Here is a 19,187-nt window from a genome sequence, read left to right as displayed (position 1 = left end):
CAGGCAATTGCACAGGCACATTGCCGGATGGCGGCATAAATGCCTTGTCCGGCCTACGGTTACGATTTCTTTTTATTGTTTGTACTTCAAGGATAATCAACACATGTTCACAGACACTATTAATAAGTGTGCGGCTAACGCTGCGCGCATCGCACGCCTGTCGGCTAATAACCCGCTTGGATTCTGGATCAGTTCGGCAATGGCGGGAGCCTATGTGGGTCTCGGCATCATTCTTATTTTCACCCTCGGTAATCTGCTCGACCCGTCCGTTCGTCCGCTGGTGATGGGTGCAACCTTTGGTATCGCCTTAACGCTGGTCATTATTGCCGGTTCGGAACTGTTTACCGGTCACACCATGTTTCTGACGCTCGGCGTCAAAGCGGGCACCATCAGCCACGGTCAGATGTGGGCAATCCTGCCAAAAACATGGCTGGGTAACCTGGTCGGTTCCGTGTTTGTCGCCCTGCTTTACAGCTGGGGTGGCGGTAGCCTGCTGCCGGTCGATACCAGCATCGTCCATTCGGTTGCTCTGGCGAAAACGACCGCGCCTGCAATGGTTTTGTTCTTTAAAGGCGCACTGTGTAACTGGTTGGTTTGTCTGGCAATCTGGATGGCAATCCGTACCGAAGGCGCGGCAAAATTCCTCGCTATCTGGTGGTGTCTGCTGGCGTTTATCGCTTCCGGCTACGAGCACTCCGTTGCCAACATGACGCTGTTTGCCCTCTCCTGGTTCGGCCACCACAGCGAAGCCTATACCCTGTCAGGAATTGGTCATAACCTGCTGTGGGTGACACTCGGTAATACTTTGTCCGGTGTCGTATTCATGGGATTGGGTTATTGGTATGCTACGCCAAAATCGGAGCGTCCGGCTCCGGCAAAAATCAATCAGCCAGAGGCTGCTGCCAATAATTAAGGGGTAATGTCGTGGATCATTTGCCTATATTTTGTCAACTACGTGACCGCGACTGCTTGATCGTCGGCGGTGGTGATGTCGCAGAACGCAAAGCGCGGTTACTGCTGGAAGCGGGCGCCCGTTTAACGGTTAATGCGCTGGCGTTTATTCCGCAGTTCAAAGTATGGGCAGATGAAAACATGCTGACGCTGGTTGAGGGGCCGTTCGATGAGTCCCTGCTCGACACCTGCTGGTTGGCTATTGCCGCCACCGATGACGATGCCGTCAACCAAAGCGTCAGCACCGCCGCAGAATCACGTCGTATCTTCTGCAACGTGGTCGATGCGCCAAAAGCAGCCAGTTTTATCATGCCCTCCATTATCGACCGCTCACCGCTGATGGTGGCGGTCTCCTCCGGCGGGACATCGCCAGTGCTGGCCCGTCTGCTGCGTGAAAGGCTTGAATCCGTACTGCCTCAGCATCTGGGCCAGGTCGCGCAGTATGCCGGCAAGTTGCGTTCCCGAGTGAAGCAACAGTTTGCCAGCATGGGTGAACGTCGCCGCTTCTGGGAAAAATTGTTCGTGAATGACCGCCTGGCGCAGTCGTTGGCGAACAATGACCTGAAAGCCGTCGAGGAAACCACTGAGCAAATGCTCAGCGAACCGCTGGATCACCGTGGTGAAGTGGTGCTGGTTGGCGCCGGTCCTGGCGATGCCGGCCTGCTGACGCTGAAAGGGCTACAGCAGATCCAGCAAGCGGATGTCGTGGTCTATGACCGTCTGGTTTCCGACGATATCATGAACCTTGTACGCCGCGATGCAGACCGAGTGTTCGTCGGTAAACGTGCGGGCTATCACTGCGTACCGCAGGAAGAGATCAACCAGATCCTGCTGCGTGAAGCACAACAGGGCAAGCGCGTGGTACGACTGAAAGGTGGCGACCCGTTCATCTTTGGCCGCGGTGGCGAAGAGCTGGAAACGCTGTGCCATGCCGGTATCCCATTCTCTGTAGTGCCGGGTATTACCGCAGCCTCCGGTTGTTCTGCCTATTCCGGCATTCCACTGACCCATCGTGATTACGCTCAGAGCGTGCGTCTGGTTACCGGACACCTGAAAACCGGCGGTGAGCTGGACTGGGAAAACCTGGCAGCAGAGAAACAAACGCTGGTGTTCTACATGGGGCTGAACCAGGCGGCCACGATTCAGGAAAAATTGATCGAATTTGGCATGCAGCCCGATATGCCCGTCGCCCTGGTAGAAAACGGTACCTCCGTGAAACAGCGTGTCGTCAATGGCGAGCTGACTCAGCTAAGAGAGTTGGCGCAACAGGTTGAAAGCCCAGCGTTAATTATTGTTGGTCGTGTGGTAGGCCTTCGCGATAAGCTGAACTGGTTCTCAAACCATTAATTGAATGCAAATAAATGCCCTGACTCTCAGGGCATTTATTTTCTCGTTTATTATTCATGATTTATTCTCAAACCTGAATTAAGAAAGACTAAACTCATTCACCAACAAAATGAATCTGCGCTCTAATTTATAAAAAACACGTAAAATACCCTATTTATATCCGTACAACCCATAAATCTAATTCACATCCTAAATAATACATGACCATTGAGTAATTTGACGAAGCACGGTCATTCAGTGGCAAAATAATAAATTACCTCGAAATAAATTTATGCCTTCAATGGCATATTTTGTGCGTATTTATTTAAGGATGTCGATTATGCAAAGGAAAAAACTCATTGCTGTGGGTATTGCTCTTGCGTTGCAAACTTACTATCTCCCGGCGATAGCCGCAGATAGTAGCGACGATGACAATGATTGCCCTACTGATATATCCGTATTATCAAAAGCCGAACGTAACAAACTCTCCGCACGCTGCCTGGCAGATTATACAGAACAAAACAATCACTGGGGATGGGTCGCAGGTGGTGTCGCTGCGCTAACAGCTGGTGTAGCGATAGGTATCGATAACAATGGCGGCGGCCATTCCCACCATAATGATACTCCGGCAACCCCATCAGATAATGGCGATGTAACGCCCACACCTCCTGACGACGATAGCGGCGATGTAACACCCACGCCTCCCGATGACGATGGCGGTGATGTAACACCCACGCCGCCCGATGACGATGGCGGCGATGTAACACCCACGCCTCCCGATGACGATGGCGGCGATGTAACGCCCACGCCTCCCGATGACGATGGCGGCGATGTAACACCTACACCACCTGATGATACCTCTGTTATTACCTTCAGTAACGGCGTCACCATCGATAAAGGCCTGAACACACTGACATTTGACGGCATCAAGCTGGATAGCGGCACGGACCTCGGCGGCGCCGTATGGAATTACGTCGAACAGGACGATCGGTGGCAGATCGCGTTACAAGACGGTAAAACGCTGCTGGTTTCCGACTGGAAAGTGACCGACGAGAATGCCGCCGTCATTGAAGGTACGGTGCAAGGAAGTGACCTGTACTGGAAATATGACAGCCAGGGATACCTGATCGTTGCCGATGATCAAACCACCGTTGCAACGGGCGACGACGAGTCACACGTTGCCGATCGCGGGGTTGATACCCGTGGTGAAGGTAAAACCGGCGTCATCATCTCCGGCGATCGGACAAACAACGCGTTAAGCGGTGATTCCTCCGTCAGCGATGGTGCGGTCGGCATCGTCATTACCGGTGACAACACCACCAATACAATTTCAGGACAAAGCACCGTCGACGGCGCAACCGGCGCACTGATTTCAGGTAACGGCACCACCACCCGCATTTCCGGTGGCATTGACGTCACAGGTGGCGGCACCGGCATGGTGATCGATGGCAACGAAACCACAGTGGCGAATACCGGCACCTCTAACATCAGCGGTCAAGGTTCAACCGGCTCCATCGTCAATGGCGACAACTCGCACGTTATCAACGATGGTGAACTCTATGTGGCCGACGGCGCTACCGGGGCAAAGATTACCGGTGATGATGTCCTCATCGACAACAAAGGCGATACCACCGCCAGCGGCGCAGGTTCTACCGGGCTATATATTGACGGCGACAACGCAACCATTAACAGCGAAGGGAAGCAGGATATTTCCGACGGCGCAACGGGCATCCTGATTAACGGCAACAGCGCCACCTTCGATAATATCGGCACCACCGATGTCAGCGGCGCAGACTCTATCGGTATCAGCATCGCCGGCGACAAAACCCGCATTACTAACGATGGTGAGCTAAACGTTACCGACGGCGCGAGCGGAGCCAAAATAACCGGTGACGGTGCGGTGATTGATAACACCGGCGACTCAACGGTCTCCGGCGCGGGGTCAACCGGGCTGTACATCGCGGGAAATAAGGCGCTGGTTATTGGCGAAGGAGATCAAACCATTGCGCAGGGCGCAACGGGTACCGTCATTGCGGGCGATAATTCCCGAATCGCGAATACGGGTGATATCACCGTGGATGGCGCGGGCTCTATCGCTGCAGTCATTGATGGAAATGATAATAGCCTGACTCAGGCAGGTGACATGCTGGTCACCAACGGCGCGACGGGTATCGTCACTGACGGGGCGGGTAACGAAATCAAAAACACCGGCAACGCGACCGTGCGCGATGCAAACTCCGTGGGTTTTGTGATCGATGGTGAAAGAAATGTCTTTCATAATAAAGGGAATATCGACATCAGCCTGAATGGTACTGGCGCAAAAATGAGTGGCGACTCGTCACAGGCAACGCTGGATGGTGATATCAATGTGACCGCTGTCGAGGACAGCAACGGCCTATACCGTGGTGCACAGGGCCTCGATATGGCGGGTGATAACAATACGCTGAATATTACCGGCAACGTCACAATCAGCGGTGACTATGACGCAGATAGCCAGATGGCCAGCAACAGCGATACCCTCCAGGGAATCACCGTCAGCGGCACGAACAATCAGGTGGATCTAACCGGCTCGCTTAACATCAATGTTAGCGATGTGAGCACGGTAAGTGGACAGTGGCTGGATACATACGGCCTCACGGTCAAAGGTGATGGCAATACCGTCAATCTGATGGGCGGTATTGATATCAACTACGCCGAAAATGGCGATGGCGAAGTATCGTCTGTTACAGGCATAAATATAGACGGAGCTAGCAGTGTCACATTAAGCGGTGAGTCCACATTGAATATCACCACCCTCCCCGGCGGGTCAGTGACACTGGCAAATGTACAAAACGGCGGCAGCTTAACGTTAGACCAAAACTCTGTAATTAAAATCACAGAAACAGTTTTGCCCAGTGAGCATTACACCTACAACGCAATACTAACCGCAAAAGGCCAGGGTTCATCGATCGATAATCAGGGAGCCATCGTTGATGACGGCGCTGTCGCCCTATTATTCGCCCGCAGCGGCGCACAGGCAAAAAACAGTGGCGATATTAGCGCCTATGCCACAAGCGGTCATGACAACCGTAATGCAATCACTGCGGCTACCGATCAAGGATCGATAGTTAGCAACGCAGCGGGAGGATCAATCACGCTGGTATCGTCACTAACCCCAGGCAGCGATGGAGGAATAGGAACCTTCCCGCTGATTTGGTACAGCAATACGCTGTACGCCATGCTGGCGGAAAACTACGGCGAAGTGAGCAACGAGGCAGGCGCCACAATAAATCTCCAGAGGGCGGGGGTCTATGGCGTATCCGCCAGTAAAGGGACGGCCCTCAATGCCGGAGATATTTACCTGGACGGCTTCGTCCCGACGCTGAACGACGATAATACCGTCGCCAGCAAAAGCTACTGGTCACCATCACAACTCTATCTGACCAGCTCGGCAATGGTGGCAGGCACCACCGACGGTGGTTATGGCGATGCAACCGCCACCAATACAGGCACCATTACCGTCAATAATGCGGGCTTCGGTATGATGGCACTTAACGGCGGCACAGCCATTAACCAGGGCACTATTAACCTGACCGCCGATGCAGGCGTCACCAAAACCGATGATAACCAACTGGTGGGCATGGCGGCGCTGAATGGTGGCATCGTGATTAACGACACCACAGGGACCATCAATATTGATGCCAATTACGGCAAGCCTTTCCTGACTGACAGCAAAAGTACCGTGGTTAACTACGGTACGGTCTGTTATGACAGCAACTGCCAGGGCAGCGACGACTACAACCCAACCGACAGCAACGTTTCCCTTACTTTTGCTGATGGCGATGTCATTACCGCCGCAGGCGAAACGCTTACCGGCGAAACCATCATTACCAATCCGGTCGCAACGGAAACCGTACACATTAGCAACGCGGGCACCGTCAGCGGCGGCAAGGTCATCGTTAAAAATTACGGCGATTTAACCAATGCCGACACCGGCAGCATCAGCAGCGTCAGTATTGCAACAGGCGGCACCTATACCAACGAAGGTACAACAGCGGCAGTCTCCGTTGACGGCGGTGTCTTCAACAATACAGGCACCGTGACCGGGAAAACCGGCACCACCGTCGCAGGTTCCATTATCAACAACAGCGGGTCCATGAACACGGTTGAGCAATGGTCCAGCACCATGAACAATACCGGCATCGTGACGGACTGGACCGGCGCATCGGGTGGTGCGGTACTGAACAACAACGCTGGCGGCGAAGTCGATAAACTCAAATTTACCGCTGCCGCAACCGTCAATAACGCGGGTGTCATTAATAACGGCACCGTCGATAAAAACGGTACGCTCAATAATCTTGAAGGCGGCGTGATGACGCTGGCAGATAACGCCCTGTGGTCCGGTGCCTTCAATAACTGGGGGACAGTGAACAGCGATGCCGATATCGCCACTGGCGGGAGCGGGCACACGCTGTACAACGGCAGCACTGGCGTCATTAACGGACAGGTCACTACCTCGAAAAATAATGGCGGCAGTAAAGCCATTAACGACGGCACCATCAACATTGATAAAACTAACAATGTGGCGATGTCCGCGCACAGCAGCGCGAAGATGGTCAATAATGGCACTATCAATGTAGGTACAGTAGGCACCACGCAAACCGGCATGGTCGGGATGCAGCTGGAATCAGATGCCAAATCCGATGCGGTGATCGAAAATAACGGCACCATCAATATTTACGCCAGCAACTCCTACGCCTTCAGCCAGTTGGGCAGTAACGGTCATATCGTCAATAACGGCACAGTCTACATTGATGACAACGTGACTGGCTCCGGCTTTATCAAGCAGGATGGTAAAACCATTGAAGGCAGCGGCGAAAACGGTGACGGTACGGAAGTGCATTATGTTGACTTCACGGCCCCCACGGAACCTGCTATTACCGATGGCACGACAACCGTTACCACCAGCGACAGTGCAGATTCAACGGCCACCAACAACCTGTCGGGCTATGTGGTCGGCACCAGCGCTGATGGCAGCGCCGGTAAGTTGATGGTCAGCAATGCCAGCATGAACGGCGTGGAGATTAACACCGGTTTTACCGCAGGTACTGCCGACACCACCGTCAGCTTTGACAACGTGGTCGAGGGCAGCAACCTGTCCGACGCAGGTGCCATTCAGTCCACCTCCGTGGTGTGGAATGCACAGGGCAGCACCGATGCCAGCGGCAACGTTGACGTCACCATGACCAAAAACGCCTATGCCGATGTGGCGACCGATGGTTCCGTCAGTGACGTGGCGCAGGCGCTCGACGCCGGTTACACCAACAACGAGCTGTACACCAGCCTCAACGTTGGCTCCACCGCTGAACTGAACAACGCGCTTAAGCAGGTGAGCGGCAGTCAGGCTATCACCGCGTTCCGTGAAGCCCGCGTGCTAAGCAACCGCTTTACCATGCTGGCCGATGCCGCGCCGCAAATTAAAGATGGCCTGGCGTTCAACGTCGTAGCGAAAGGCGACCCGCGCGCTGAGTTGGGCAACGATACCCAGTACGACATGCTGGCATTACGTCAGTCGTTGGATCTCACCGCCAGCCAGAATCTGACGCTGGAGTACGGTATCGCGCGCCTGGACGGTGACGGTTCGAAGACCGCGGGCGACAACGGCCTGACCGGCGGCTACAGCCAGTTCTTTGGTCTGAAGCACAGCATGGCGTTTAATGAAGGTCTGGCGTGGAAGAACAGCCTGCGTTATGACGTACACAACCTCGACAGCAGCCGTTCTGTCTCTTATGGCGACACCAACAAGGTGGCGGATTCCAACGCACGTCAGCAGTATCTTGAGTTCCGCAGCGAAGGGGCGAAAACCTTCACCATGCTCAACGATACATTGAAAGTCACGCCGTACGCCGGGGTGAAATTCCGTCATACGCTGGAAGGCAGCTATAAAGAGCGTAGTGCGGGTGATTTCAATCTGTCGATGAACGCTGGCAGCGAAACCGCTGTGGATTCCATTGTCGGAATGAAGTTCGACTATACCGGTGAAAATGGCTGGAGCGCCAGCGCCACGCTGGAAGGCGGTCCGAACCTGAGCTACAGCAAAAGCCAGCGTACTGCGTCACTGCAAGGTGCCGCAGGCCAGTCCTTTAGCGTAGACGACGATCAAAAAGGCGGAGGCATCAACGGCCTGGCGACGGTCGGTGTCAAATACAGCGCCAAAGACGCCAGCCTGAATCTGGACGCTTACCAGTGGAAAGAGGACAACATCAACGATAAAGGCTTTATGTTGAATTTCAGAAAAACATTTCGCTAATTAATTAAACCCGCAGCCTGGTGTTATTTATTAATACCAGGCTTTTTTATTTAAATTCAATTCACTAATCGTATGTTTTATATATAAAGCGACATGTCCTTTTCTGGACTACTTAAAGTTTATGTTAGTTGATATCTTATCCGGCGAAAAATGGACTTCATCCATTTATAAATAGATATCTAACAAGGATTTTGACATGTTTAAATTTGCAAAAATCACCTTAGTTGCTGGTGTTCTGGCTACGCTGACCGCGTGCACTGGTCATATCGAAAACACAAAAAATAACTGCAGCTACGATTATTTCCTGCATCCAGCAATTTCGATTTCAAAAATTATTGGTGGCTGTGGCCCGGCTGCGAATCAGTAATAGAAGCGATTGCGCAGATACAAAAAAACCGGGAACTTCCCGGTTTTTTTAACAACACAGAGCGCATTACGGCTTGGCGACAAAACCAATCGCTTCGTAAACGGCTTTCAGCGTAACAGATGCGCGGGCGCTGGCTTTTTCCGCACCTTCTTTCATCACTTTCTGCAGGAAAGCTTCATCGTTACGGAAACGGTGATAACGTTCCTGAAGCTCGGTCAGCATACCGGAAACGGCCTCTGCGACTTCACCTTTCAGATGACCATACATTTTGCCTTCGAAGTGCTGTTCCAGCTCCGGAATGCTCTTACCGGTGACAGCGGAGAGAATATCCAGCAGGTTGGAAACACCCGCTTTGTTCTGCACGTCGTAGCGTACAAGCGGCGGCTCTTCGGAGTCGGTCATCGCTCGTTTGATTTTCTTAACCACAGATTTCGGATCTTCCAGCAGGCCGATCACGTTGTTGCGGTTGTCATCCGACTTGGACATTTTCTTCGTCGGCTCCAGCAGCGACATCACGCGCGCGCCGGATTTAGGAATGAACGGCTCAGGCACTTTGAAGATGTCGCCATACAGAGCGTTAAAGCGTTGGGCGATATCGCGGCTCAGTTCCAGATGCTGTTTCTGATCTTCGCCAACCGGTACCTGGTTGGTCTGATACAGCAGGATGTCTGCCGCCATCAGTACCGGATAATCAAACAGACCGGCGTTGATGTTCTCCGCATAGCGCGCGGATTTATCTTTGAACTGGGTCATACGGCTCAGCTCGCCGAAGTAGGTGTAGCAGTTCAGCGCCCAACCTAACTGTGCATGCTCCGGTACGTGAGACTGCACGAAAATGGTGCTTTTTTCAGGATCGATACCGCATGCCAGATACAGCGCCAGCGTATCGAGCGTTGCTTTACGCAGCTGCTGAGCATCCTGACGAACGGTGATGGCATGTTGGTCAACGATGCAGTAGATGCAATGGTAGTCATCCTGCATGCTCACCCACTGACGCAGCGCACCCATATAGTTGCCAATGGTCAATTCACCTGAGGGCTGTGCGCCACTAAAAACGATGGGCTTAGTCATTTTTTGATTCCTGATTTTCGCTATGCGGAAGCCCGAGAGCGGGCAGTAGTTCATTAATACGGTCGTAAATAACGTCGGGCTGACTCAGCGCGATCGACTCGCCGTAGTTGTAGCCATAGGTCAGGCCAACGGACGGACAGCCAGCAGCTTTTGCCGCCTGAATATCATTGCGTGAATCCCCTACGAAGAGCATTTGCTCAGGCTTGATGCCAAGCTTACTTGCCACCAGCAGCAGCGGATCCGGATGCGGTTTTTTATTCTGCACGTCGTCACCACCGATGACCACGCTAAAGTACTTGGCGATATCTAATGCTTCGAGCAATGGCGCGACAAACGGGGTCGGTTTGTTGGTCACCAGACCCAGCGGCAATCCTTTCGCATGCAGCGCGCCCAGCGTGTCGGCAACATCAGGGAACAGGAATGTCCCCTCTTCTGCGACATCGCCGTAGTATCTGTCGAACAGCTTACGCAAAATACGTACCTGCTCCTCGGCGGGAATATCATCATCAACGGGCGGTTTACCCATCGTTTTACGTAATGTTGCGCGCTCCTGACGGGACCACGCCAGCGCGCGCTCCATCAGCACATCTGCACCGTTACCAATCCAGGTGATAACGCGTTCTTCTCCGGCAACCGGCAGTTCCAGCGCATACAGCGCCATGTCCACCGCTGCGGCTAATCCCGGCGCGCTGTCGACCAGCGTGCCGTCGAGGTCAAATGCAGCGCCCCGAATATCCTGAAACTTATCCATGACTTACCTTCGCCAGTTCATTGCGCATTTCATCAATGACTTTTTTGTAGTCTGGTTGGTCGAAAATGGCGGAGCCTGCGACAAACATATCTGCGCCTGCCGCGGCAATTTCACCAATGTTATTCACTTTGACGCCACCGTCCACTTCGAGGCGGATATCGTAGCCAGATTCATCAATACGACGACGCACTTCGCGCAGCTTATCCAGCGTTTGTGGGATGAAGGACTGTCCGCCAAAGCCTGGGTTAACGGACATCAGCAGGATCACATCGAGCTTATCCATGACGTAGTCCAGATAGCTCAGCGGTGTTGCCGGGTTGAACACCAGGCCCGCTTTACAGCCATGCTCTTTGATCAGCTGTAAAGTGCGATCGACATGTTCGGAGGCTTCCGGATGAAAAGTAATGATGCTGGCGCCAGCGGCGGCGAAGTCCGGGACAATACGATCGACCGGTTTCACCATCAGGTGAACATCAATCGGGGCGGTGATGCCATATTTACGCAGCGATTTCAGTACCATCGGGCCGATGGTCAGGTTCGGTACGTAGTGATTGTCCATGACGTCGAAGTGCACGACATCGGCACCGGCAGTCAGCGCTCTCGCGGTGTCCTCACCCAGGCGGGCAAAATCAGCCGACAGAATTGAGGGGGCGATCAAATACTGTTTCATCCGCTTCTCCTTGAGATTTATTTCTTCGCAGGCGTTACGACTCCTGGTTTATACAGTGCCAGCAGTTCGTTCACCTTTTTACGCGTGCCGCCATTGCTGCTTATGCTGCGCCGCACTTTGACCTGAAAATGTTTCGCCGCTCGGTACCATTCACGGGTATCGGGCGTATCGTGGTTCGAAATTAACACCGGGATCTGCTTACTGACCAGCTTTTCTGCCATCTCGGCCAAATGCGCCTGCTCTTTCGGGCTAAAGCTGTTGGTGTGATACGCAGTGAAATTTGCCGTCGCCGAAAGTGGTGCATAAGGCGGGTCACAATAGACCACAGAGTTGCTATCCGCACGGTTCATGCACTCTTCATAGGAGAGGCAATGGAACTCCGCATTCTGCGCTTTCTCAGCAAAATGGTACAACTCGGCTTCCGGGAAGTAAGGTTTTTTATAACGCCCAAACGGGACGTTAAACTCGCCGCGCAGGTTATAGCGGCACAATCCGTTGTAACCAAAGCGGTTCAGATACAAGAACAGCACTGCTCTGCGGAACGGATCCTCGCTGGCATTAAATTCTTCTCTGAACCGATAGTACACCTCAGCCTGATTGGTTTCAGGCATAAACAGCTCACGCGAAGCCTGCACATACTCATCGGTACGCGTCTTCACGATGTTATAGAGACTGATAAGGTCGCTGTTGATATCGGCAAGAATATAACGAGAAAAGTCGGTGTTGAGAAACACCGACCCGGCACCCACGAAAGGTTCAATCAGGCACTCACCCTGAGGTAAATGCCGTTTGATATCATCAAGCAGGGGGTATTTCCCCCCTGCCCATTTCAAAAAAGCGCGATTTTTTTTCATGCTGACTAACTAATTACACCTTCTCCGGCTGTGGAGAAAGCTCCGACAGCATCCTGCGCTTTAGTCTTTGTCCCGCAATTGGGCGAAACATCAAACCATTGCAGAACATATCCTATCTTACTTCAAATCGGCCTGAACCTGATGCAGCGGTTTTGCCCACGGGTTTTTCGCCTGAATATCAGCGGGTAACGTAGACACTGCACGTTTCGCGTCTTCTTTAGACGCATACACGCCTGTCACCAGAACATACCACGGTTGACCGTTACGCGTCGTCTGGTACACCACGTAGTTCTTCAGGTTTTCTTTCTTCGCCCAACCGTTCAGGTTGTCGTAGTTAGAAGAACTGCTGAGCTGCAGCGTGTAATGGCTGGACGGCGCAGATTTTAACGCTCCAACATTACCTGCACTTTTCGCTCCGCCAGCAACAGGCGTTGTCGTTGTTGCTGTCGCCGTTGGCGCAGGCGTTGCGGTCTGCGTTGGCGTCGCAGTTGCTTTCGGCTCAGCGGTCGCTTTCGGCGTAGCGGTTACCACAGGTGCTTTAGTTGTGGTGGTCGGCGCGGTAGCAGTTACGGTTGGTTTTGCCTGAGCAACAGGTTTCGGCTCTGTCGGCGTCGCTTTCACCGTAGTTTGCGGTTTGCTCTTCGGCTCAATAACGGCCTGTTTACGTTCCTGGCGCGTAGCAGCAGGACGCTCAGTCGTTTCCGTTTTCGCCGTCTGGCGCGCAGCATTACCATTACGCATCGGCGCAACGGTCGCAGGTTCGGTCGGCAACGTAGAGTTAACCGCGGCGTTGTTAACCTGCTCCTGACCCTGCGGTTGTGTCAGAGCATTGTTCAAATCGCCCTGCACTTCAACACGCTGCTGGCCTTCGGTTGCCGCAGGTGCCTGACCTTGAGTCGGGGTAGAGGAAATCGGTGGCAGGGAAACATCTTGCTGGGTATTGCCAGCGGTCTGCTCAGTGCCCGTTGCAGGAGCCGTTGCGCTCGCCTGATCCGTTGCATTGCTGCCAGAAAGATCGATGCTCTTCTCACCAGATGCTGCCTGCTCATTGGAAGAAGATGAGGGGGCTTTCAGCGCAGAACCAATGCCGATAATCAGCAGCAGCAGTACCAGAACACCCACACCCATCATCATATATTGGCGGGAGGCAGGCTTGCTGGCGGCTTTCTTACGCTTGCGCGGACGACGTTCTACACGCTCTTCATCCACGGCATCGTCATCAGATTCATACTCTTCTTCAATGTCCTGCTCTTCTTCACGCTCTTTGCGTGCACGTGCAGGACGGCGATCGTCAGCATCCAGATCAACATCATCAAAATTGATTTGCGGCTCATTATCGCGTTCAGACGATTGACGAGAACGACCAGTACGACGATCGCTGGGATCGGGTTTCAGCTCGTCTTCTGGTTTGAATTCATCCATTTAACACCCCACTCAAAGGTTAATGCTTACGACTTTGCACATAACCTGAAGCTAAAAGACCTACGTTTCGCAACGTAAGCCTGACCTTTCTTGTTGTTACGCCTGCTGGCAATCAGCAATAGCGTTAAGAACCACCTCGTGCGACACTCCGCCGCGCACTTCACTCTTCCCTATCGCTCGCGGAAGCACCAAACGAATCTCTCCCGCTAACACTTTTTTATCTCGCAGCATGTGCGGCAGATAAGCCTCGGTGGACATTTCACGCGGCCCATTCACCGGTAAGCCAGCTCGCTGTAACAGCGTAATGATGCGCTGCGTATCAGCGGAGGTGAACTGACCCAAACGTTCTGACGTACGGGCAGCCATTACCATACCTGCTGCGACTGCTTCACCATGTAACCAATTGCCATAACCCATTTCAGCTTCGATCGCATGGCCAAACGTGTGTCCCAGATTCAGTAAAGCACGTAAGCCCATTTCACGCTCGTCTGCTGCGACAACTTCTGCTTTCAGCTCACAACAACGACGGATACAGTACGCCATTGCCGGACCATCCAGACGCAGTAACGCATCCAGATTGTCTTCCAGCCAGCTGAAAAATTCGCCGTCAAGAATGATGCCGTATTTGATCACTTCCGCCAGCCCCGATGCCAGCTCACGCGCAGGAAGCGTTTTCAGACAATCGAGATCCACCACCACGGAGGCCGGTTGGTAAAACGCGCCAATCATGTTTTTACCGAGGGGATGGTTTACGGCGGTTTTGCCGCCAACGGAGGAGTCGACCTGCGACAACAGAGTTGTCGGGACTTGAATAAAACGAACACCACGTTGATAGCTGGCTGCCGCAAAACCGGTCAGATCGCCAATCACGCCGCCGCCAAGGGCAACTAACGTGGTATCACGACCGTGCGGTTTTTGCAGTAACGCGGTGAAAACCGTATCCAGAACCGTCAGGCTTTTATACTGCTCGCCATCGGGAAGGATAACGCTATCAACGTTAACACCCGCCTGTTCAAGTACGCCGCGAACCTTATCGAGATAAAGGGGAGCCAGGGTTTCGTTGGTCACCAACATAACCTGATCGCCCGATTTCAGCGGTAAGAATGAAGCTGGCTCATTGAACAAACCAGCCGCGATGGTGATAGGGTAACTACGTTCCCCGAGAGTGACTGTGATCCTCTCCATTACGCGACATCCACCTTAGTTACTTGTACCCGCAGACGAGTGTGTATTCAGCCAGAATTAGTTGCTTTCCAACATATGAATAATCTGGTTTGCTACGACTTTTGCGCTCTGATCGTCGGTGCGAATGGTCACGTCAGCAATCTCTTCGTACAGAGGATTGCGTTCGTCAGCCAACGCTTCCAGAACTTCACGAGGCGGTGATTCTACCTGCAGCAGCGGGCGTTTCTTGTCACGTTGAGTACGTGCAAGTTGTTTTTCAATTGTCGTTTCAAGATAGACCACGACGCCACGCGCGGAAAGACGGTTACGTGTTTCACGTGATTTTACAGAGCCACCGCCAGTTGCCAGCACAATACCCTGTTTTTCCGTCAACTCGTTGATGACTTTTTCTTCGCGATCACGGAAGCCGTCTTCACCTTCTACATCGAAGACCCAGCCCACATCAGCTCCGGTTCGTTTCTCAATCTCTTGATCAGAATCGTAAAATTCCATATTGAGTTGTTGAGCTAACTGGCGCCCAATAGTGCTTTTTCCGGCACCCATAGGCCCAACCAGAAAGATATTGCGTTTCTCTGCCATTTTTTCGGTACTACTAAGACTATTCGTTAATGGTAAACCCGCTTCGCAGACACCCAGCGCAGCAGGACATGAACTGAAACCTCATAAGATATTGCGAGAGTCAGACTGAAAATTATCTCAATACTCAAGCGGGTTTGGCAACTGAATAAATCACCAAACCTAACGCATTTCTGGTCGTGGCAGGCATGCTACCCTGCAAACATCAGACCTGGCGACGTATCGCGCAGTCAAATGACACCCAATAAGCCTATGGCACACCACCGGAAAGGCAAAGCGTATTCACTGCCGCATAAGTAAAGAAAAGTACCGACGCTCAAATCGGTACTCCTTGTATGCTAAATACACCCTCACGTCAAATCCCTGAAACGTGTTCAGTGCAAAAACAACGGCTTTTCATGCATAAGTTATTCCGTTGAAACCAGTCTGGGCGTAATAAAGACCACTAATTCGCGCCGTTCGTCTTCTTTACCATCATGGCGAAAAAGAGAGCCAAGCCAGGGAATGTCGCCTAATAGCGGCACGCTGTCGGCTGCGGATTTATTCTTATGTGAAAAAATCCCGCCAAGCGCAATCGTCTCGCCGCTTTTTACCTCGACCTGCGTTTCAATCTCCTGCTTGTCGATAGCCAGCACTTCGCCATCTGCCTGCTGTAGAACCTGTCCGGGAACATTCTGGCTGATATGCAGTTTCAGCCTGATTCTCCCTTTCTGCAACACCGTTGGTGTTACCTCCATCCCCAGTACCGCTTCCTTGAACTCGACGGATGTCGCACCGCTTTCACCGCTGGAGACCTGATAAGGGATCTCACTGCCCTGCTTAATACTGGCAGGTTGCAGGTGAGATGCCAGTAATCGTGGACTGGCGATGATATCCAACTGCTGTTTTTGCTCCAGCGCAGACAACTCCAGTTCCAGTAAACGACCGTTAATACGGCCAATGTTAAATCCCACACGGGATGTGGCGGTGGCTACAGAAAGGTCGCTGGCGAGCGTCGTGACATTCCCAACCGCCCCCGAGTGTTGTGCGTCAGCCAGCGACCACTTCACTCCCAGCTCGCGCAAACTTTTTTCATTAATAGTCACGATATGCGCCGCCAGTTCGACCTGGGCAACCGGCAAATCCATTTCCGATACCCACTTTTCCAGGGTGTTAAGCGCAACGCTATTATCACGCAGCAGTAAGCGGTTGGTCCGTTTATCCACCGTCATGCTTCCCTTGGCACTGAGCAGCTTTTCTCCTGCTTTTGCCAGCTCGGCAGCATCGGCATAGTGCAAAATAATGCTGCGCTGCTCCAGCGGCATACTGGCCTGAATCCGCGCCTGTTCATTGTCCTGGCGGGCCGCATTTTCACTCTGCCATTGAACAGAATGTACATGCAGGATGTTTCCCTCCTGGCGTAATACCAGTCCGGCACTTTTTACCACCGTCTGCAATGCCTGCTTCCAGGGGACATCCGTCAAATGCAGCGACAGCACACCGCTGACATCTGGCGAAACCACCAGGTTTTTCTGTTCCTGTTCAGCCAGCGCCTGCAATACTTGCGTAACCGGCACATCATCGACCACCAGCGTCACGTTTTGCGGTTTCGTCGCCAGTGCGCTCGTTATCCCGACCGCCAGCGCTATTACTATCCACGCTATCCATCGCTTCATTTACCGCTCCTTGTCGTTGCCACTGCCACCGCGGCGGTTCGCAGTTTTTTTCTGTGCCGAGGGTTATGTTCTGGGCCGTTATCTGCGTAATCGTCCAACCGTTTTTCAGGACGTCATTTGGCTTAACCCGCCGCCATTTTTTCTGGCTATCCTGAACGATGCCAATGGGTCGCGTGCCCTGGCTCACCATGCCCTGAAAACGCCATGTCGACAGCTCAGCAATTTGGCAACGGTCCTCCGGCGGCAGGAAGGGATTACGCATACCGGTGAGCATCAGTACGCTTACGCATATCAACAGCCAGCGTTCAACCGTCATTCAGACGCTCCAGCTGTAGCGTTAGCAGCAGCTCCGTGTCTTCTGCGCTAAGCGAAAATCGGCTGACGTTCATCCCCTGATCCGCCAACTGGACAAACGTCTGCGGGATAGCATCCCAGGCCGATATCAGCGCCATCTCTCCGCCTTGCGCAGAGGGTTGCCAGTGGATAAGACGAGTAAGTGAAGTCTGAAACAGTAGTGGAGAGAACAGGGTCAGTTTCTCTTCCGGCTCTGCTGGTGATGCCGCCAGCAGATAGACATCTCGCCATTGCATCTGAATAGCTGCCCGTTGCTGGACCAGCGTCTCGCGTTGCATCGTCCGCTCCCGCGCTACGGGATAAAGACATAACGTCACCAGTATGAGTAGCCCCAACATCCAGCCGCACCAGCAGATGAGTCGAAAGCGCGGCGACTGCGCTAACCAGACATCACAGAGCGTTATCATGCGCACCGCTCCGTGTCAGTCGATAGTGGAATTGCCAGCGTCCCTGCGCATCCTGCTGCGTTTCACCGGAGCTGCTCAACTGAAATAATGGCCGCTGGCGTAATTGCGTTTCCAGAGTCTTCAGCGCGGCAAAGTTCAGCGTGTTTCCCGTCAGTTCCAGCGTGTCCTGTTGCCAGGTCATTTTTGTTAACCACGCCTGCTCAGGCAGTAATTCCGCCAGCTCTTGCAATACCGACTGCCAGCTTCGGGTCTGCTCACGCTGTTTGTTCCGTGCCTGCACCTGTTGCCATCGTTGCTGGCGCTGCTGCATACGCGGCTTTAGCGCCATTAAGGCCTCGACACGCGTCTTTTCGGCATCTGCCAGCAACAATTCAGCCCGATTTTCTACACTCAACACGCTGTAATTGCGCAACAACACGCCAATACTAAGCAGTAGCGAAGCGCTAAATAAGATGCCCCAGAAGCGCAGGCAAGCGTAACGCCGAGTCTGACGCCAGGGCAGAAGATTAATGGTCGCTATCATCGGTACGCGCCTCCCATAGCGAGTCCCAGCGCAATGGCGAAGTGATGACTTTGCGTTGGAATGGGCGGCTGGCGTACAGACACGGCGCTCAAAGGATCGAAGCCGCCAGGGAAGCATTGCGCAATGGCTGTCGTGGGCAGAGATAATGTCGTGGCAAGCTCATCGATACTGCCAATATCGCCCGTTGATTTACGTCCCCATACCGAACGGGTCGCCCATAACCACTGGGCGTCATCACGCCATACCAGACACTGCTGATGTTCTGGCAAGAAGGGAATAAATCGCTGTAACGCGCTGGCATCCGGCGTAATCGCCGTAACCTGCACCTTCAGGGTTTGGATAAGCGTCAGAAGCGCTGAAATCTCTTTGCTTTGCGCAGCAGTGACGTTAAATGCCGGGCTCAACGTGTCTTCGCTATAATCAAAATGCAGCGCATCCGGCGCCATATCGAGTTCACGCGCCATCGAACCGGACAACCATGCGGTTTGCTCTGGCTCGCGTAACGTCATTGTCGGACGAGGAAACTTTTTTTGTAACGTCCTGTTGGCGGGAAAAGAGAGATGAATATGGTGTCGGCGAGGAAGCTCCCGGCTCCACGGCAGCAGCGCGGCGACCAGCTGTTCAGGCTCGCGAATGTGGCCATCGACGATAACCTGAGGCGCCAGCGGTATACGCCACCAGCGTTGCAGATACCAACCTGATGCTTCACGAACGATAGCGACAGCCAGCGCTTCATGTTGCTGAATATGCAGACCAATTTTCCAGATATTGAAAGCCATTGCTGAT

16 protein-coding genes are annotated in these 19,187 nt (G+C 53.1%); 4 read left to right on the top strand and 12 right to left on the bottom strand.

Annotated features, from left to right (window positions below; translation table 11 throughout):
• The first annotated feature begins 103 nt into the window (after positions 1 to 103).
• From nirC to OGY68_RS04745, 4 genes are all read left to right on the top strand, one after another.
• Complete coding sequence (gene nirC, locus OGY68_RS04760) at positions 104 to 913, top strand: nitrite transporter NirC (protein ID WP_008786308.1); 810 nt, start codon at positions 104 to 106, stop codon at positions 911 to 913.
• A gap of 11 nt (positions 914 to 924) precedes the next feature.
• Positions 925 to 2,298: a siroheme synthase CysG gene (gene cysG / locus OGY68_RS04755; RefSeq protein WP_057067147.1), complete on the top strand. Its 1,374-nt coding sequence runs from the start codon at positions 925 to 927 to the stop codon at positions 2,296 to 2,298.
• A gap of 319 nt (positions 2,299 to 2,617) precedes the next feature.
• Complete coding sequence (locus tag OGY68_RS04750) at positions 2,618 to 8,566, top strand: pectate lyase-fold domain-containing protein (protein ID WP_286616861.1); 5,949 nt, start codon at positions 2,618 to 2,620, stop codon at positions 8,564 to 8,566.
• Positions 8,567 to 8,762: 196 nt separating this feature from the next.
• Positions 8,763 to 8,933, top strand: a complete 171-nt coding sequence (locus OGY68_RS04745) for a YhfL family protein (RefSeq protein ID WP_008786311.1) — start codon at positions 8,763 to 8,765, stop codon at positions 8,931 to 8,933.
• Positions 8,934 to 8,999: 66 nt separating this feature from the next.
• Here the strand turns inward: OGY68_RS04745 and trpS are convergent, their stop codons facing one another.
• The 12 genes from trpS to OGY68_RS04685 form a co-directional block, all read right to left on the bottom strand.
• Entirely contained in the window at positions 9,000 to 10,004 is a 1,005-nt protein-coding gene (gene trpS / locus OGY68_RS04740; RefSeq protein WP_057067149.1) for a tryptophan--tRNA ligase, read from the bottom strand.
• Positions 9,997 to 10,755 (bottom strand): phosphoglycolate phosphatase, encoded by a 759-nt coding sequence (gene gph, locus OGY68_RS04735; protein ID WP_003837920.1) that lies wholly within the window; start codon positions 10,753 to 10,755, stop codon positions 9,997 to 9,999. Before gph ends, trpS begins: the two co-directional genes overlap by 8 nt.
• Positions 10,748 to 11,425 (bottom strand): ribulose-phosphate 3-epimerase, encoded by a 678-nt coding sequence (gene rpe, locus OGY68_RS04730; RefSeq protein ID WP_003023561.1) that lies wholly within the window; start codon positions 11,423 to 11,425, stop codon positions 10,748 to 10,750. Before rpe ends, gph begins: the two co-directional genes overlap by 8 nt.
• 17 nt (positions 11,426 to 11,442) lie before the next feature.
• Positions 11,443 to 12,279, bottom strand: a complete 837-nt coding sequence (gene dam, locus OGY68_RS04725; RefSeq protein WP_003827684.1) for an adenine-specific DNA-methyltransferase — start codon at positions 12,277 to 12,279, stop codon at positions 11,443 to 11,445.
• A gap of 117 nt (positions 12,280 to 12,396) precedes the next feature.
• Positions 12,397 to 13,701 (bottom strand): cell division protein DamX, encoded by a 1,305-nt coding sequence (gene damX / locus OGY68_RS04720; RefSeq protein WP_057067150.1) that lies wholly within the window; start codon positions 13,699 to 13,701, stop codon positions 12,397 to 12,399.
• A 96-nt stretch (positions 13,702 to 13,797) separates the two neighbouring features.
• Positions 13,798 to 14,886 (bottom strand): 3-dehydroquinate synthase, encoded by a 1,089-nt coding sequence (gene aroB / locus OGY68_RS04715; protein ID WP_003827681.1) that lies wholly within the window; start codon positions 14,884 to 14,886, stop codon positions 13,798 to 13,800.
• A gap of 57 nt (positions 14,887 to 14,943) precedes the next feature.
• On the bottom strand, positions 14,944 to 15,465 hold the full coding sequence (gene aroK / locus OGY68_RS04710; RefSeq protein ID WP_003023552.1) for a shikimate kinase AroK: 522 nt from the start codon (positions 15,463 to 15,465) through the stop codon (positions 14,944 to 14,946).
• A 404-nt stretch (positions 15,466 to 15,869) separates the two neighbouring features.
• Entirely contained in the window at positions 15,870 to 17,117 is a 1,248-nt protein-coding gene (gene hofQ, locus OGY68_RS04705) for a DNA uptake porin HofQ (RefSeq protein WP_149607332.1), read from the bottom strand.
• Positions 17,020 to 17,433 carry a HofP DNA utilization family protein gene (locus OGY68_RS04700; RefSeq protein ID WP_057067153.1) on the bottom strand — a complete coding sequence of 138 codons (414 nt, stop codon included), beginning with the start codon at positions 17,431 to 17,433 and terminating at the stop codon, positions 17,020 to 17,022. Before OGY68_RS04700 ends, hofQ begins: the two co-directional genes overlap by 98 nt.
• Entirely contained in the window at positions 17,423 to 17,878 is a 456-nt protein-coding gene (locus tag OGY68_RS04695; protein WP_032945211.1) for a HofO family protein, read from the bottom strand. The genes OGY68_RS04700 and OGY68_RS04695 overlap by 11 nt, the downstream gene beginning before the upstream one ends.
• Positions 17,862 to 18,401: a PilN domain-containing protein gene (locus tag OGY68_RS04690; protein WP_048236940.1), complete on the bottom strand. Its 540-nt coding sequence runs from the start codon at positions 18,399 to 18,401 to the stop codon at positions 17,862 to 17,864. The genes OGY68_RS04695 and OGY68_RS04690 overlap by 17 nt, the downstream gene beginning before the upstream one ends.
• Complete coding sequence (locus tag OGY68_RS04685; RefSeq protein ID WP_057067154.1) at positions 18,398 to 19,180, bottom strand: type IV pilus biogenesis protein PilM; 783 nt, start codon at positions 19,178 to 19,180, stop codon at positions 18,398 to 18,400. Before OGY68_RS04685 ends, OGY68_RS04690 begins: the two co-directional genes overlap by 4 nt.
• Positions 19,181 to 19,187: the final 7 nt, after the last annotated feature.

The organism is Citrobacter sp. Cpo065 (assembly GCF_030332805.1).
GTDB lineage: Bacteria > Pseudomonadota > Gammaproteobacteria > Enterobacterales > Enterobacteriaceae > Citrobacter > Citrobacter portucalensis.
The sequence above is the reverse complement of the archived record's forward strand: the minus strand, read 5'-3'. Positions and strand labels throughout refer to the sequence as shown.

What these genes read in the sequence shown, in the direction of transcription:
- hofQ (WP_149607332.1), bottom strand. Translation starts at nt 17,117, where the DNA reads ATGAAGCGATGGATAGCGTGGATAGTAATAGCGCTGGCGGTCGGGATA.
- rpe (WP_003023561.1), bottom strand. Translation starts at nt 11,425, where the DNA reads ATGAAACAGTATTTGATCGCCCCCTCAATTCTGTCGGCTGATTTTGCC.
- OGY68_RS04685 (WP_057067154.1), bottom strand. Translation starts at nt 19,180, where the DNA reads ATGGCTTTCAATATCTGGAAAATTGGTCTGCATATTCAGCAACATGAA.
- OGY68_RS04750 (WP_286616861.1), top strand. Translation starts at nt 2,618, where the DNA reads ATGCAAAGGAAAAAACTCATTGCTGTGGGTATTGCTCTTGCGTTGCAA.
- aroB (WP_003827681.1), bottom strand. Translation starts at nt 14,886, where the DNA reads ATGGAGAGGATCACAGTCACTCTCGGGGAACGTAGTTACCCTATCACC.
- OGY68_RS04695 (WP_032945211.1), bottom strand. Translation starts at nt 17,878, where the DNA reads ATGATAACGCTCTGTGATGTCTGGTTAGCGCAGTCGCCGCGCTTTCGA.
- OGY68_RS04745 (WP_008786311.1), top strand. Translation starts at nt 8,763, where the DNA reads ATGTTTAAATTTGCAAAAATCACCTTAGTTGCTGGTGTTCTGGCTACG.
- damX (WP_057067150.1), bottom strand. Translation starts at nt 13,701, where the DNA reads ATGGATGAATTCAAACCAGAAGACGAGCTGAAACCCGATCCCAGCGAT.
- gph (WP_003837920.1), bottom strand. Translation starts at nt 10,755, where the DNA reads ATGGATAAGTTTCAGGATATTCGGGGCGCTGCATTTGACCTCGACGGC.
- aroK (WP_003023552.1), bottom strand. Translation starts at nt 15,465, where the DNA reads ATGGCAGAGAAACGCAATATCTTTCTGGTTGGGCCTATGGGTGCCGGA.
- OGY68_RS04700 (WP_057067153.1), bottom strand. Translation starts at nt 17,433, where the DNA reads ATGACGGTTGAACGCTGGCTGTTGATATGCGTAAGCGTACTGATGCTC.
- trpS (WP_057067149.1), bottom strand. Translation starts at nt 10,004, where the DNA reads ATGACTAAGCCCATCGTTTTTAGTGGCGCACAGCCCTCAGGTGAATTG.
- dam (WP_003827684.1), bottom strand. Translation starts at nt 12,279, where the DNA reads ATGAAAAAAAATCGCGCTTTTTTGAAATGGGCAGGGGGGAAATACCCC.
- nirC (WP_008786308.1), top strand. Translation starts at nt 104, where the DNA reads ATGTTCACAGACACTATTAATAAGTGTGCGGCTAACGCTGCGCGCATC.
- OGY68_RS04690 (WP_048236940.1), bottom strand. Translation starts at nt 18,401, where the DNA reads ATGATAGCGACCATTAATCTTCTGCCCTGGCGTCAGACTCGGCGTTAC.